The organism is Bernardetia aquimarina, from assembly GCF_042180575.1.
Lineage (GTDB): Bacteria > Bacteroidota > Bacteroidia > Cytophagales > Bernardetiaceae > Bernardetia.
In genome coordinates this window covers 2,683,148-2,699,445 of the sequence record NZ_CP170094.1, presented here as the reverse complement: position 1 = coordinate 2,699,445, position 16,298 = coordinate 2,683,148, and the positions used below count along the sequence as shown (strand labels likewise).

Genomic DNA, 16,298 nt, shown 5'->3' with positions numbered 1-16,298 from the left:
CAGCTTTAGTCTCGTTGACGGTTGATAAGCAGTAAAAAAAATGATACTTTAAAAAAAAAGTATCATTTTTTTTGTTTCATTTCTAAAACATTTTTCGATTAAAAACCCTGATTTTCAGACAAATAACTTTATTATTTCTATTAAAAATAGTTAGTGTGAATTTAACACGAATGTAATAATCTTTCTCATTGACTTTTCGTAATTTTAAGTCTGATTTTTGCTTTACTAGCATTAATTACTTTCCTCTAACAAAAAGAATTCATATAGCTATGAGTAACAACACTACTTTAACAACAACAGATCGATTACTAACCACCAAACAAAAAGCCTTAAAAATCAATCTTGATGCAAGTATTTATGGCTCTTTTGCCGAAATCGGAGCAGGACAAGAGGTGGCAGCACAATTTTTCAAGGCAGGAGCAGCTTCTGGAACGATTGCCAAAACGATGTCAGCGTATGACATGGCTTTTAGTGATGCTATTTATGGTGCAGAAGAAAGTGGACGTTATGTGTGTGAATCTCGTTTGATAAAAATGATTTCTCATGAATATGTACTTGTAGAAGAGCGTTTGAGAGAACACCGTCCTGATACCTGCTTTTTTGCTTTATCCAATACGATTGAAGTATTGAATTATAACAAAACAAATCGTGGACATGGTTGGATTGGACTTCGTTTTCAATTAAAACCCAATACACCTCCTAATGAAGTAATTATTCATATCAATTTATTAGATAATCATAAATTTTTACAAGAGCAGGTTGTCGGTATTATTGGTGTTAATTTGATGTATGCTTGTTTTTATCATGCTCATAATCCTGATATGATGCTTACTTCATTGATGGATAATCTTTCCAGAGATAGAATTGAGATTGATATGTTTAGAATGACTGGTACAGACTTCGAACACGTAGATAATCGTTTGATGAGTCTTAAACTGGTAAAAAATGGAATGAGTAATGCAGCTATGTTTGGCTCAAATGGAAATGTTTTGCAGCCTTCGGAAGCTCTTTATAAGAAAAATATTTTGGCTCTTCGTGGTCGTTTTCGTCCACCTACACACGTAAATGTGGATATGTTGGATAAAGGATTGGATATGTTTAAAGATGAACCTGATGTAGCCAATAAAGATGTTTTGGTTTTGGTAGAACTTACACTTGCTAATCTTCGTGCAGAGGGAACAATTAGTGATGAAGACTTTTTAGATAGAGTAGATATTCTTTGTTCGATGGGAAAAACAGTAATTATTTCTAATTATCAAGAGTATTATCGTTTAGTAGAGTATTTATCATTATTTACTCGTGGAAAAAAAATCGGAATTATTTTAGGTATTTATTCGCTTGCAGATGTATTTGAAGATGAGTTTTATACAGATTTGAATGGTGGAATTTTGGAAGCCTTCGGGAAATTATTTGGTTCAAATGTAAAAATGTATGTTTATCCTTCACGCATACCAGGGACAGAAAAAATTCTAGGTTGTGAAGATTTTGAGGTTGCTCCAAAACAAGCATTTTTATATAAGTATTTATTAGAAACTCAAAAATTAGCGACCATTCAAAATATAAATACTGAAAACTTGCATATTTTTTCTGATAATGTTTTAGAAATGATAAAAGCAGGAAAAGAAGGTTGGGAAGCAATGGTACCTGAAATTGTAGAAAAAGCCATTAAAGATAAGTGTTTATTTGATTATCCTTGTCCGACTGACAAACTCACAGAAGCAGAAAAAGAACGTCAGCAAGAAACATTAGAACGTGAGCAAAAAAGTCGTCAAGAAGTAATTGATAATAATTTGTAAAACATAATTTTTTAGATATAAAAAAAGGCTATCCTTATTTTTTGGATAGCCTTTTTGTTTTTGGAAGAATTGAATTTTATTCTCCTTTTTCTTCTGTTTCTGTAGTTTCAGGAAGCAAAACAGCTTTAATATAGGCTTTTGTATCCAAATATTTTATCGCTGCATTTTTTACATCTTCTACTGTCAAATCCTTCAAAATAGATTTATTTTTTTCTATACTTTCAAGAGTTTCTGCATTGTAGTAAATTCCTTGTAGCGTAGAAAGCCAGTAGGTATTTTTGGTTTGCTCAACTTCGTTTTTGCGTTTCTCTGCTTCTTTGAATTTCTCTAAATCATTACTATCAATATCGCCATTGCGTAATTTCTCTACCTCTTCGATAGAAGCAGCAATCAAATCATCCACGTTTTCAGGCGCACAAGGAAAAGTAATCATTACATTATAATTCGGAACAGGATATTTATCCACACTTGTATAAGCACCAGCCGAATAAACACCACCTTTTTCTTCACGTAATTTTTCGATCAATTTAAAACGCAACAAACCTGCAAGTGCATCTAAAGCAACTTCATCTTTTGCATTGTATTCTTTCATTTCTCCAGCAAAAGAAAGACGTACATTACTTTGTGGTTCTGAACCTTTTTTATAGATTTTTTCTACCATTCCTTTTGGTGAACGAATACCTAAATCTTTAAAAGTTTCAGTTTCTTTGGTGGATGGAAGCGTAGCAATATAAGTTTCTAAAAGTGATTTTATTTTTTCTTCATCAAAATTTCCTACAAAGAAAAATGTAAAATCAGCAGCATTTGAGAAACGTTCGTTGTACATTTTATAAGCTGATTCCCAGTCTGTTTTTTCTAATTCTTCCACTTTAGGGAAACCACTACGAATACTTCCATTTGCCATTAATTTGCTATATTCATCATAAAAATAGTAGTTTGGATTAGAAGCTAGATTTTGATAAAAACCTTTTTGAGTAGCTACAAAAGAAGCAACAGCATCTTTATCTTGACGAGGATTAGTAAAATAAAGGTGCATCAGTTGAAGAGCAGTTTCCAAATCTTCAGGAGAAGTGTTTCCTCTAAATCCTTCTGAGTGTTCAGAGATATAAGGATTGATACGAATCGTTTTTCCAGTCATAAATTTATCCATATCCGAACCCGAAAACTCTCCAATACCTGACTGTGCAATGATAGAAGCAATATTAGAAACTGCAATATAATCTTTGTCTTCATACAAAGAATGTCCTCCTAGACTGTATGCAGAAACCAAAATTTCATCATTTTTGAAATCTGTTTTCTTCAAAATTACCTTTGCACCATTCGAAAGAGTAAGCTCTGTATAGCCTAACTTCTCATCTGTTTTTTCACTTTTAATACTTCCTTTTTTAGGAATGTTTGCTTCTTCAATAAGTGAACTAGCAATTTCTTTCTCTTCGTAAGGTTTTATTTCTCTTTTTGGGGCATTATTCCAAATACTAATTACTTCTTCTTCAGTAGGAAGTTTGATATTTTCCTTTTCTACTGCCGTAAGAATAGCTACTCTGTTTTCTGGAGTTATCCAGCTTTTCGCCATTTTATTAATAAAGTTCAAATTAATTGTTGGCAATGCTTTTTGTAAGAATTCATATTCAAATTTTGGACTTGGAATAGGACGGTTTTCTAAATAATTATAAACATAGTTCATTACAATACGGTTTGACTCTGTTTTATTTTCTTCTTTATATGCTTTTTCGTATTGTTTCGCAAGTTGTTTTTTTGCTCTTCCCAGTTCTGCTTCTGTAAATCCAAATTCTTTGATACGTTCGATTTCTTCTGTAACTGTTTTGATTCCACCTTCTATATTGTCTTCTCTAAGCCCTGCATATACTTGAAAAGCATCCAAATCTCTTCCAATCATATCACCATAAAAACCATACGCATACAAAAATGGAGGGTTTGCTTGTTTTTGTACTTCTTCAAAACGAGCATTCAACATTGTCCAAATAAGTTCTTGTGTATAACTTGTAGTCAAATCAGAATAATTTGTTACTGATTTTTTTGGAAATTTGTAGAATAACATGAGTTGGTTATTTGTAGCTTCTTTATCCGAAACAACTTTTGCCAAAGGTTTTTCATTCATAGGAATGCTAAACTTAGGACGCATAGGAGGCTGTTTTGTTTTAGGAATACCCTCAAAAGTTGCTTTTATTTTCTTCTCCATTTCTTCTACATCAATATCTCCAACAACTACGATTGCCATAAGGTCTGGGCGATACCATTTTTTATAGAAATTACGAATAGTTTCATATTCAAAAGATTCTAAGATTTCTTTTTTACCGATAGGCAAACGTTTAGCATACTGTGAATCTTTCAAAAGTGTCTGCCAATATTGAGTACGCATACGTTCATTTGCACCTTTTCCTCTGCGCCATTCTTCAATCACAACACCACGTTCTTTGTCAATTTCTTCGTCTTCAAACAAAACTCCACTTGCCCAATCCTTCAAAATCAATAACCCTTTATCTACATAGCCTATGCTATCTGTCGGAAGAGGCAACATATAAACTGTTTCATCAAAAGAAGTATAAGCATTGAGGTCTGCACCAAAACGAACTCCCATTGTTTCCAAATTATCAATCAAGTCATTTTTTTTGAAGTTTGTTGTTCCATTGAATGCCATGTGTTCGGTAAAGTGAGCCAAACCTTGTTGGTCTTCATCTTCCAAAATAGAACCTGCATTGACAGCCAAACGAAGTTCGACACGATTGGCTGGCATTGTGTTTTTGCGAATGTAATATTTCATTCCATTCGATAATATTCCTACTTTTACGTTTTCATCAATCGGAATTATCTTTCCCATATCAGAAGGAGAAAAAACCTGTTGTGTTATGGTAGGTATTGTGTCTTGTGCATTTACCGTAGTATAGACAAATGGAGTAGCCAAAAATAAGGCTGAAAATGCGCCTGCTTTTAGATATGATTTTAATGAATTTCTCATTAGATAAAATAATTATAATACAGGTTTAATTTATTTAAGAGTAATAAGTAAAATAAACCTTTAAAAATTTATATAAAAAACAATAATCACAAAGGTAGAGTTCTTTTTTAAAACACCAACTAAAAGTTTAGTTAATTTTTAAGAAAAATAGTATTTTTATATGTTTCGGAAAGAATGAATGTAAACTATTTACTTTATTTTTTATTAAAACTCTAAATAAGGAATCAGTTTGGTGAGATTTTCTTTGTCTATTGCTCTTGATTTTTTAATATCTTCTATTGTTGTATAATTTCCATGTTGTTTTTTATACTTCAACAAAATACTAGCAGCTTTTCCATTGATATATGAATGACTTTTGAGGGTTTGATAATCAGCAGTATTGATATTTATTTTTTTGACTTTGAAGGAAGAAGCAATAAACGCATATTTTTGAAGCTCTTCGAAGGCTTCTGGAGAAAGTCCATACACATCTTGTACTTGATTAAGAGAATGAAAACCACCAATCGCATCTCTAAATTTTTCTATTCTGACAGATGTTTTTTCTCCGATTCCTCTAATTTGTTTTAATATTGCTGTGTCAGCTATATTTATATCAAACTTTTTAATGATTTTTGGGACATATTTTTTATACTCCTTTTTTTTATAATCAGAAGTGTAATTGTTTTTTGATTTATTGTTATCATAATTTTTGTAATTACTTTTTTTATTGTATTTGTTGTCATATTTCTTGTTAGAAGCATATTTATTTTTGTAATATTCTTTTCTATCCACTGAATCTGGCAAATTTATATAGTCTTTCAAACGCTCATATTCTTCTTTTGGAAAACCATTAAAACGAGCTAAATCATTTTTTTGAAGAAAAACATATTTCTTGTTTACTGCATTCACTACTCTTTTGGCTACCCAAGGTTTTACACCCATCGCTTGCCATTGTGCAATGGATAATTTATTTGGATCAAATGGTCGGATTTCTAACATGGCAAGTTTTGTTTCTCTATCCAAAGGCTGTTGCATTTCCAAAACTGCTAACAAACTATCTGCTTTTTCGGCTTGTAATTCTATCAATTCTTTATCTAATTCTTCTGCACTTTGTATTCTTTCCCAAAATATCATTAAAAATGGTATTAAAATTATAATAGGAATAAGAATTACCATTCCAAACGATTCTCTCTGTGTAAAATTTGTATTGTTTTTTATAAATTCAAGAAATTCTGTTTTTATATTTTTCATAAAATAGTACATTTAAAATTAAATTTTTCAAATATAATAATTTTATGCACAAAAAAGCCTTCCAAAAAATAAATTTTGAAAGGCTTTTTGATTTATATTAATTCAGAATTAACCTACTATTTGAGTAGTTTCTTCTTCGTTCTCTTGTTCTAATGCTTCTAAACGCATACGGTTTAGTTGAGCTTCTGTACGAGTAGAACTTACATTCTCATCAGATAATGTATCTTCAAGTTTGTTGTATGTGTTCTCATCATAAACGATAAGATCTTCATATTTACGCAAACCTGTACCTGCAGGAATAAGGTGTCCTACAATTACATTTTCTTTCAAGCCCATCAAGTCATCAGATTTACCACGTATAGAGGCTTCACTAAGAACTTTGGTAGTTTCTTGGAAAGAGGCTGCTGACATGAAACTTTTCGTACCCAACGATGCCTGTGTAATACCACGTAAGGTAGGTTTAGATACTGCTGGTTGTGCTTCACGCACTTTAGCTACTTTCATATCTTTACGACGCAAACTAGAATTTTCATCTCTAAGTGCACGAGCTGTAATAATCATACCTACTTTAAGTTTGGTAGATTCTCCCACATCAGTAACGATTTTCTTATCCATAAATGAATCATTTTCTGCACGAACTTCAAATTTATCTACAATTTGGTTCGGTAAGAAATACGTGTCACCTGGATCGATAATCTCTACTTTTTGCATCATCTGACGAACAATTACCTCAATATGCTTATCATTGATTTTTACACCTTGTAAGCGATATACATCTTGGATTTCGTTAGTCAAATATTCTTGAACAGCCGTAGGACCTTTGATAGAAAGAATATCTGCTGGCGTAATAGCACCATCTGAAAGTGGCATACCTGCTTTTACAAAGTCATTTTCTTGTACAAGAATGTGCTTAGAAAGCTGAACCATGTATTTTTTGATAATACCATCTTTCTTAGATTCTACAAAAATTTCTCTGTTACCACGCTTGATTCCTCCATAACTTACAATACCATCAATTTCTGACACTACTGCTGGGTTGGAAGGGTTACGAGCTTCAAAAAGTTCTGTTACACGAGGAAGACCACCTGTAATATCTCTACTCTTAGAAACTGAACGAGGAATTTTTACCAAAATCTGACCTGCTCTAACTTGCTGTCCTTCTTCAATAGAAAGATAAGCACCAGCAGGAACGTTACTACTTGCTCCTTCTCCTTTTGCATTTACAACAGTAAGGGTAGGATTTCGTGTCTTGTCTCTACTTTCAATGATTACTTTCTGACGGTGACCTGTTTGTTCGTCAGATTCTTCTTTGTAAGTGATACCTTCTTCGATACCTTCAAACTGAACTGTTCCATCATATTGAGAAAGAATAACAGCATTAAAAGGATCAAAATTCATTAAGGCATCATCTTTCTTAACCATCTGTCCATCTTTTACAGTCAAAAATGCACCGTAAGGGATGTTTAGAGAAGCTAAAGTTTTTGATGGATTTTCAGGATCAACGATACGAAGCTCACCAATACGTGACATAACTACTTTCGCTTTCTTTCCATCTTCATCAAGTGTATCTATTGTTTTGATTTCTTCTAAAACAATTTTACCTTCTTTTTTCGCCTTAATTGTAGATTCTACGGCAATATTAGAAGCAGTACCACCAACGTGGAAAGTACGAAGAGTAAGCTGTGTACCTGGTTCTCCGATAGATTGTGCTGCAATTACACCAACTGATTCCCCTTGCTGTACTAATTTTCCAGAAGCAAGGTTTCGTCCGTAACATTTTGCACAAACACCAATGCGAGTTTCACAAGTAAGTACAGAACGTATTTCTACAGCTTCTACACCTGCTTCTTCAGCACGTTTGGCATCAACTTCATCTATAAGTTGTCCAGATTCAATTATAATTTGATCATCATGTTCTGGGTGGAAAACATCATGCAATGATATTCTACCTAAAATACGGTCAGAAATTGGTTCAATAATTTCTTCTTGTTCTTTTAGAGCTGTTACTGTCAAGCCACGTAAAGTTCCACAATCTGTTTCGTTTACGATAATATCTTGAGCAACATCTACCAAACGACGAGTAAGATAACCAGCATCGGCAGTTTTAAGAGCCGTATCTGCAAGACCTTTACGAGCACCGTGTGTAGAGATAAAGTATTCCAAAACGTCTAGTCCTTCTTTAAAGTTAGAAAGAATAGGGTTTTCGATGATTTCACCTACTGAACCTTGTAAGTTCTTTTGAGGTTTTGCCATAAGACCACGCATACCACCTAGCTGACGGATTTGTTCACGAGAACCACGTGCGCCAGAGTGCATCATCATATAGATAGAGTTGAATCCTTGTTCGTCCTCTTCTAATTGTGTCATTAGCTCATCTGTAATACGACGGTTTACTTTCGTCCAAATATCAATTACTTGGTTATAACGTTCGTTGTCAGTAATAAGACCCATAAAGTAGTTTTGCGTAATTGCAGCTACTTCGTCTTTTGCTTCTTGTACCAAACGTTCTTTGTTTCCAGGAACAGGAATATTATTGATACCAATAGAAAGACCTCCACGATAGGCTTGATCGAAGCCTAAGAATTTAATCTCATCTAAGAATTCGGCAGTACGAGCCATACCGACTTGCTTAACAATTTTAGAGATTACCTTTTGAAGGGTCTTTTTACTTAAAAGTTCATCAATATAACCAGATTCTTCAGGAACACATTTATTAAATAAAACACGTCCTGCAACAGTTTCTATAGTTTTATATTCTAACTCACCTGTTTCTTCATTGAGTACTTTTGTACGAACGAAAATATAAGCGTGCTTCGAAATAGCTTTATGATTAAGAGCCATTACAACTTCCTCTTCCGAGTAAAAACGCATGCCTTCTCCTTCAATTTTCAATTCAGGAATACTTCTTCTTCCTTTTGTCAAGAAATAAAGCCCCAAAACCATATCCTGTGAAGGTACAGTAATCGGACTACCACTTGCAGGAGAAAGAATATTATGAGAAGCAAGCATTAATAGAGAGGCTTCCAAAACAGCTTCTTGTCCTAGAGGAACGTGAACAGCCATCTGGTCACCATCAAAATCGGCGTTAAATGCCGTACAAACTAATGGGTGCAACTGAATTGCTTTTCCTTCAATCAATTTTGGCTGGAATGCTTGAATACCCAAACGGTGCAAAGTAGGAGCACGGTTGAGCAGAACAGGATGTCCTTTCAATACATTTTCCAAAATATCCCAAATAACTGGGTCTTTTCTATCAACAATTTTCTTAGCTGATTTTACCGTTTTTACGATACCACGCTCAATAAGTTTACGGATAACAAACGGTTTGAATAGCTCGGCAGCCATATTTTTAGGAAGACCACACTCATGAAGTTTGAGTTCTGGACCTACAACAATTACTGAACGACCCGAGTAATCAACACGCTTACCCAAAAGGTTTTGACGAAAACGTCCTTGTTTACCTTTGAGCATGTCTGAAAGTGATTTTAACGCACGGTTTCCATCACCACGAACAGCGTTTACTTTACGAGAGTTGTCGAAAAGAGAATCTACTGCTTCTTGAAGCATACGTTTTTCATTACGTAAAATTACTTCAGGAGCTTTTATATCTATCAATCGTTTTAAACGATTATTACGAATAATAACACGACGATACAAATCATTCAAATCCGAAGTAGCGAAACGTCCACCATCAAGGGGAACTAAAGGACGCAATTCGGGTGGAATAACAGGTACCATTTTGATAACCATCCAAGATGGTTCATTCGGAACATTTCTAGATTTTGCATCACGGAATGCTTCCACTACACGCAAACGTTTCAAGGCTTCTGCCTTACGTTGTTGTGAAGTTTCATTCATTGCAGCAGCACGCAAATCATACGAAAGTTCATCTAAATTAAGTCTAATTGGGTCAAGAAGCATAACGATTGCTTCAGCTCCCATTTTTGCAATGAATTTTGTAGGATCGCTGTCGTCTTTTTGCTGTTCTTCACGAGGTAATTTGTCCATAATGTCCAAATACTCGTCTTCAGTCAAGAAGTCTAAACGCTGTAATCCTTCATCTTCCATTGAACCAGGTTGTACTACAGCATAACGCTCGTAATAAATAATCTGGTCTAGTTTTTTGGTTGGCAGACCGAGCAAATAACCTATTTTATTAGGCAATGAACGGAAATACCATATATGCGCCACAGGAACAACAAGTTGAATGTGTCCCATGCGCTCACGACGGACTTTCTTTTCCGTTACTTCTACGCCACAACGGTCGCAGATAATTCCTTTATAGCGAATTCGCTTGTACTTACCACAATGACACTCCCAATCTTTAACAGGTCCGAAGATACGCTCACAGAAAAGACCTCCCATTTCGGGTTTGTAGGTACGATAATTAATCGTTTCTGGTTGAGTAACTTCTCCGAACGAACTATTAAGAATAGATTCTGGAGATGCCAAGCTGATAGTAATTCGCTTGAAATCGTTTTTTAGCTTTCTGTTCTTTTGGAACGACATGGGCGATGCAGTTTTGATTTTGGAGTAACAATCTACAAAGTTAGGAAATATTTTTTAAAAATCCTTTTTTTATTAGAAATATTTTTGTAGATAAGTGATTTTTTAAATTCCTTGAGAAGAATTTAGATTTTTTTAGAAAATCAATCTTTTTTTGTTTCTTTCTAATTGGAAATAAGGGGGTTAGCTTTGAGTTGAAAGTTATCGTAACTGTTCTTAGCATCTCACTAAGAACCTAAAAACAAAAAGCGTGACGCTTTAATACTGATAAATCGTAGTCTTTAGACAACGCTTAACAACTACTATTTTTTTGGAACACTACGCCCATCAGGGGGTAAACCAACTAACTGACCTAGAAAAAATACAGTATTCATTTTTTCAAAAAGTAGTTTATCTGATTTATCTATAGTAGAAATATCTAATTTCAAAAATGCTTTGTTAAAAAGAGCAGAAACATCTAAAAATTCATTTCTAAAATATTTTTTTGTCAGAGAAACTATCTTTTCGTCTATTTTTTTTTTATCATTGTAGCGTATTTTAAAAGGTTACTAATTTATTTTTTTGGTAGAAAACAAATATAGGGCTTTTGTAAAATATAATTGCCGTACAGAGTTGATAATCAATAAAATACGGCAATTTTAAAATCTACAATTTAACTATTTTTGAAAAAAAACAAAATAACTAAAGGGTGCGACAATTTGAGATGCACCCGAAATATTTAAAAAGAAGAAAGAATGATTTTATATACAGGTAATGGACATAATTATGATGTTCACTTTCATGAGAAAAGTAAAAAATATAGTAATAAGGTAAGAATTATAGATGACGAATATCAGGCACTAATAAATGAACATAATTCTGTATATATTATTGGAGACGAAGAATTTATTGTGGAGAATATTATCCTTGATATGATGATTAAAAATCTAGATTTTTATTTAAGCACAAATAGAAATTCTATGTATCTTTCTCCATCTTGGTTAATTAATTATAATAATTACTCCTTATTAGAAAATGAATTAAATAGAATAAAGGAACTAAATCTATTGACTGAAATGAATTTAAATAGTTCTTTTTCTTTAAAAAAACTTTCAATCATAGGAAATGAACTTGAAAAGTATGTAATCAATACTTGTTTAATAATAGAATTACTACCATTTATTACTGTTTATATTATAAATACAATTAACAAAGAATGCAATTTTGAATTTATTACTATTGAAGGAGATATAACAACTAAAAATTTTTCAAATTTACTAAGCTTGGAATTTTATGAAAACTATGAACACAACAAAAAGCTGTCAACAATTTATACATTTATAGTTGAGTTGTTACAACATAATAATTTTTCTAGTATTAAAATGGTAAATCTAATAAATTCATTTATAGAAGATTTTAATAATCAAAACAGAAAAACTGATTATAATAATCAAAATAATAATTCATTGTTGCCATTTTGATTGAAGCCCTGTTGGCAGTAGTGTTCCAAAAAAATAGTAGTCGTTAAGTGTTGTCTATGACTACAATTTATCAGTTCAGCAAATCTTAGATTTACGAGTGGTGAATGATTATAAAATAGATTTATTAGGTCTTCTATTTTTAGTAAAAGAAGTAATTTGTTCTTTCGTTTTTTTATCAAAAACATTAAACCAACTCAGTTGTCGCTTGCAAAACCACAAATGCCATCGCTTGGCTCTGCCGAGTGACTTATATGTATTCGGCTTGTAGCTGTGGTTTTTGTATTTTGTAGTATCTATTCCAATTAGTATCTATTCCAATCAAAAAAAATAGAGTTTCAAAAATGAAGCTCTATTTCTTGAGGAAAATTTATTTATTTCTTTTTAGAAATCAACCATTCTTTTGCTACTGCTCGTTCTTCAAAATAAGCAATCTTGAATCTGTTGTTAATTGCCATAACTGATTTTAAAAGTACTTGTGCTGCAATTCTTTGAAATGTTGTACTAGATTTTATGACGGCGACCTCAAAATTTTCTCCCAGTTGTTTTTGTAGCATTGGTATAAATTTCAAGACTAACCATGCTCTTGACTTGGAAGAAACATTTCCTACATTTTCTTGATTAAACAAAACTTTGGTATAGCCTTGTGTTTTTTCTTTGTCTAGAAGAAGTAAAAAAACTTCTTTGTATTCTTCTTCATTTATATCGCCCTCCATCTTGATAAGAATATACTCCTCTTTGTTATTAACAAAAGAAGTAATGGATTTGTCAGGGCTTTCGTAAAAAGGCATCATAACGGTATGACTGTAAGTTAAAGCAGTTTGTGTACAAAATATTCTACAAAAGAACAAAATTTATTCTCATTTAGCAAAAATACTGCTTTTACAAGAAATTTAACAAAAATTAAATTAGTTTTGAATGATTAATTTTTGTGTAATAATACCTTTTTGGGTTTGCATTCTGATTAAATACATTCCGTTTGAAGGTTGTTTTAATTGAATATCAAAATTAGAAATAAATGTATTTGGAATATTTTTTTGATAGACTATTTGACCAATAGCATTATAAACTTCAATTGATTCGACTCTTAAATTAGTAGTTTCTAAACTAAAACTTCCTTGATTTGGGTTTGGATAAAGACTTACTAAATCATTCAAATTATCTTCATCATCTACTCCCAAAACACTATCAGGTGATAAGATTACAGAAATAGCATTTGAATAATTCTGACCACGACTAGCTGCATAAGATAGCCAATCTCCATTTGACTTTTTTTCCCATCCTTTTCCTTCTTGTTTCTTTTCTGTAAAAATAGAAAAAGTATTGCCACTTTCAGATTCCAACTCCACACTAATAAAAAACTGTGAAGGAACATTTTGTACTTCATCAAAGACTACTCTAGTAAATTGCCTTCTCTCAAAAATATCTCTATTTATAAGTGAGTAAGAAACTGCTTGACGATATAATTCTGTGTCTGGTTTTCCATTTGTATCTACTGACCACATCACGACATCAAAAGTTTTATTAAGGTTTCTTATAGCTGCATCTGCGAAAAAAATATCGACTGCATGTATCTTACTTGCAAATCCAAAGTCACTAAAAAACTCAGCTTTACTTACTGTGATTCCGTCATCGTGTCCAGCTAAAGGCTTTCTATTTATAATTTCATTTTTTAGATTTTGAGACGTAAGGTTAGTTATTTTTCGTCCTTTGATTACTTCAATAACATTGGTTTTTTTTGATTCTTTTGTTCCTAAAGGATTCGAAGATTTGAGTGTAACATCATAAACTCCTATTTGACCAAATGAAACTTGTGGAGAAATACCACTAGCTTGAAGGTTTGTATTTCCATTAATAGTCCAATTAAAATCTACTCCAAATTCCGTTTTAGAATAAAAACGTGCTTTTTCAGAAAGTAAAATTAAAGGGTAATTGATATCAAAATCAACAATAGGAGCTTGTAAATCAGTAACTTGACGAATACGTAAATTATCTAAATATAAATTATTATTATTTGCTCCTATATTTTTAAATTTTACTTGAATAAAACGACTTGCATCTTCTACCTCTACATAAAAACGATGTGATTTCCATTCATTAGGCAAAGGACTAAATGAGTTAGTTCTATTAATTGCCGTTTGAAGTGCTTCTCCTCCTTGTTTCCAAATACTAATAAATTTATCCCCTCCATCAGTTGTGTAAGACACTTCTAAAGAGTCTGAAAGTCTGCTTCCATCATAAGCGTAGGCAACATCAAAGCGTATTTCGAAAATGCGATTGTTTGGGGTTTGGATAAAAGGAGAAATAAAAGCGAACTGAGTTTCACAAGAACGGTTGTCTTTATTCGAAGCATACACAGAAAAATCACTAAGAGTATATGCTCCCTCTGAAAAAAGTCGCCAGTTTGCTATATCTGTTCGTTCAATAGTCCAGCCGTCTTTTTGAAAATCTCTATCTTCAAAATCTAGTAGTGTTTCATTTAAAGTGGTTAGATTATCATCTAGTACTTCAATAATAACACTTCTTGTATCTTCTGTTCCATCATCAGACAAAACCTTTAAAGTAGCTGTAAAACTTCCTTCTTGTGAGTAAGTAATAATAGGGTTTTGGTCATTAGAAGTCGCAGGAGTTCCTCCTTGAAATATCCATTGATATGTCGCTATTTGTTTGTTTCCTGTGGCTAATGATTTATTTGTAAATTTTATTTTTCCACCTTTAATTACTCTTTGTTTAGAAGTCTCAAAAAGAGAGAATAGTTTGTTTGTTATTGGATCAGCAGCACTTGAAGTCAAAAGCTCTTTTCTACGAGGCGAAATAGCCAAAACAGCATGCATACGTTCGACTTGGTCTTCTGTAAAAAGTGTCATACACTCATCATGTGTATAATCCATAAAATTTTGAATCATTGATGGTGTACTTCCATCACAAGCAATTTCTTCTAAATCACACTTTCTTTGAGGCTTTGATTTGTTGGGTGTATCACCACAAAAATCATCAACAGCACAAGATTCTGAAAGTCCCCAAGTATGTAGAAGACCAAAGGAATGACCAATTTCATGTGTGGCTGTACGTCCTAAATTAAGAGGTTCGCCTTCAATAAGTTGAGGAATGTTTGGTGTTTTTTCTATTGAACCAAAGTTGATATGACTTACCACAATTCCATCTGTGCTTGCCCCTTTATTTTCTTCTCTTATCCCATCCAAATCAGATAAAATAGGAAACTGTGAATATCCATAAGCACCAGTTCTCATATTAGTTACCCAAATATTAAAATAATTATTTGGATTCCAAACCGTTGTAGGTTTTGCATACAAATCAAAAGTGGCACTATCCCATTGTTTCAAACAACCTTTTGCACGATGAATTCCAGGTTCTCTTAATGGATTTCCATCTGGGTCAATGGTAGCAGGTACAAATTCGATACTTGGATTTGCAGCTACATTTTTGAAAATTTCTAATGTTTCATCTTTATTAGGGTTTCTAAAATTAAAATCTTCATTTAATACTTCTATTTGTCCATAAATTTGTGCTGCTGAAATATTTGAACCTTCGCCTACTGGCTCTCCATTATGAATGACATGAACAATGATAGGAATTCTATAAGTAGATTCTGTTTGTTGTACTTTATGAAGTAATGGATTATTTTTTAATGCTTCTTTTTTTTCGAAAATATAATGCTGTAATCTATTCTCAAATGTCTCACTGCCAACTAATTTGTCTTTATTATTCAAATAATATTCTGTTTCTGAAGTCTGACAGTTTCGTTGTGCAAAGACATCAGAATAAGAAAATAGCAATAAACTATTCAGTAGAATAAAGTAAAGTAAAAAGGTAGGTAGCAAATTATTTTTCATGGCTAAAGTAGAATTAAAGCAAAATTAGAATATAAAATATCTAGTAAAAGTACAAAAATTAAGCAAAAAACAGATGACTTTTTACTATTTAGTAGTAGGACTCGACTAAGTAAGATTTGGTTGCATTAATTTTTTAAATGCGTGTATTATAAAATTGATTATCTTGCATAAAGTTTAAATAAAGAAGGAAAATTTTTATACGAACAATCAAAACTAGAATTATCATGACAGTATATCAATCTTTTTACAGATTTTGGTTTTGAAAAGCTGTATACATATAAGGAAGAGCTAAAAGATTACTGGGATTTGAATAGTGTTGTGCATACTTATTTTACAGACGGAAAGATTGAAGGAAAAAAAGAACAAGCCATCGAAACTGCCATCACATTATTAAAAAATAATGTTGATTTGACTATTATTTCTACCTCAACAGGACTTTCTATGGAAGAGTTAGAAAAACTAAAATCTGAATTATAGA

The 16,298-nt window shown here is 32.4% G+C and carries 8 protein-coding genes; 3 read left to right on the top strand and 5 right to left on the bottom strand.

The features are described from left to right. The first annotated feature begins 269 nt into the window (after nucleotides 1-269). Entirely contained in the window at nucleotides 270-1,796 is a 1,527-nt protein-coding gene (locus tag ACE193_RS11420) for a TonB-dependent receptor (protein ID WP_375563104.1), read from the top strand. A 76-nt stretch (nucleotides 1,797-1,872) separates the two neighbouring features. On the opposite strand, the gene ACE193_RS11415 is transcribed toward ACE193_RS11420, so the two are convergent. The 3 genes from ACE193_RS11415 to rpoC all read right to left on the bottom strand — a co-directional run bounded on the left by ACE193_RS11415 (nucleotide 1,873) and on the right by rpoC (nucleotide 10,512). Continuing rightward, entirely contained in the window at nucleotides 1,873-4,773 is a 2,901-nt protein-coding gene (locus ACE193_RS11415) for a M16 family metallopeptidase (RefSeq protein ID WP_375563103.1), read from the bottom strand. A 204-nt stretch (nucleotides 4,774-4,977) separates the two neighbouring features. After that, nucleotides 4,978-6,003: a helix-hairpin-helix domain-containing protein gene (locus tag ACE193_RS11410; RefSeq protein ID WP_375563102.1), complete on the bottom strand. Its 1,026-nt coding sequence runs from the start codon at nucleotides 6,001-6,003 to the stop codon at nucleotides 4,978-4,980. A gap of 108 nt (nucleotides 6,004-6,111) precedes the next feature. Continuing rightward, nucleotides 6,112-10,512, bottom strand: a complete 4,401-nt coding sequence (gene rpoC / locus ACE193_RS11405) for a DNA-directed RNA polymerase subunit beta' (protein WP_375563101.1) — start codon at nucleotides 10,510-10,512, stop codon at nucleotides 6,112-6,114. Nucleotides 10,513-11,243: 731 nt separating this feature from the next. Here rpoC and ACE193_RS11400 point away from each other — a divergent pair. Continuing rightward, complete coding sequence (locus tag ACE193_RS11400; protein ID WP_375563100.1) at nucleotides 11,244-11,969, top strand: hypothetical protein; 726 nt, start codon at nucleotides 11,244-11,246, stop codon at nucleotides 11,967-11,969. A gap of 371 nt (nucleotides 11,970-12,340) precedes the next feature. Here ACE193_RS11400 and ACE193_RS11395 read toward each other — a convergent pair whose 3' ends face one another. Together ACE193_RS11395 and ACE193_RS11390 are read right to left on the bottom strand one after the other, a co-directional pair. Next, nucleotides 12,341-12,760 carry an STAS/SEC14 domain-containing protein gene (locus ACE193_RS11395; RefSeq protein ID WP_375563099.1) on the bottom strand — a complete coding sequence of 140 codons (420 nt, stop codon included), beginning with the start codon at nucleotides 12,758-12,760 and terminating at the stop codon, nucleotides 12,341-12,343. A gap of 114 nt (nucleotides 12,761-12,874) precedes the next feature. Then, nucleotides 12,875-15,820, bottom strand: coding sequence for a T9SS type A sorting domain-containing protein (locus tag ACE193_RS11390; protein WP_375563097.1), 2,946 nt, complete (start codon nucleotides 15,818-15,820; stop codon nucleotides 12,875-12,877). A gap of 306 nt (nucleotides 15,821-16,126) precedes the next feature. On the opposite strand from ACE193_RS11390, the gene ACE193_RS11385 reads away from it, so the two are divergent. Then, nucleotides 16,127-16,297, top strand: coding sequence for a hypothetical protein (locus tag ACE193_RS11385; RefSeq protein ID WP_375563095.1), 171 nt, complete (start codon nucleotides 16,127-16,129; stop codon nucleotides 16,295-16,297). Nucleotide 16,298: the final 1 nt, after the last annotated feature.

Bases quoted from the DNA above. Each gene is read 5' to 3' on its own strand.
- ACE193_RS11420 (WP_375563104.1), top strand. From the start codon at position 270: ATGAGTAACAACACTACTTTAACAACAACAGATCGATTACTAACCACC.
- ACE193_RS11415 (WP_375563103.1), bottom strand. From the start codon at position 4,773: ATGAGAAATTCATTAAAATCATATCTAAAAGCAGGCGCATTTTCAGCC.
- ACE193_RS11410 (WP_375563102.1), bottom strand. From the start codon at position 6,003: ATGAAAAATATAAAAACAGAATTTCTTGAATTTATAAAAAACAATACA.
- rpoC (WP_375563101.1), bottom strand. From the start codon at position 10,512: ATGTCGTTCCAAAAGAACAGAAAGCTAAAAAACGATTTCAAGCGAATT.
- ACE193_RS11400 (WP_375563100.1), top strand. From the start codon at position 11,244: ATGATTTTATATACAGGTAATGGACATAATTATGATGTTCACTTTCAT.
- ACE193_RS11395 (WP_375563099.1), bottom strand. From the start codon at position 12,760: ATGATGCCTTTTTACGAAAGCCCTGACAAATCCATTACTTCTTTTGTT.
- ACE193_RS11390 (WP_375563097.1), bottom strand. From the start codon at position 15,820: ATGAAAAATAATTTGCTACCTACCTTTTTACTTTACTTTATTCTACTG.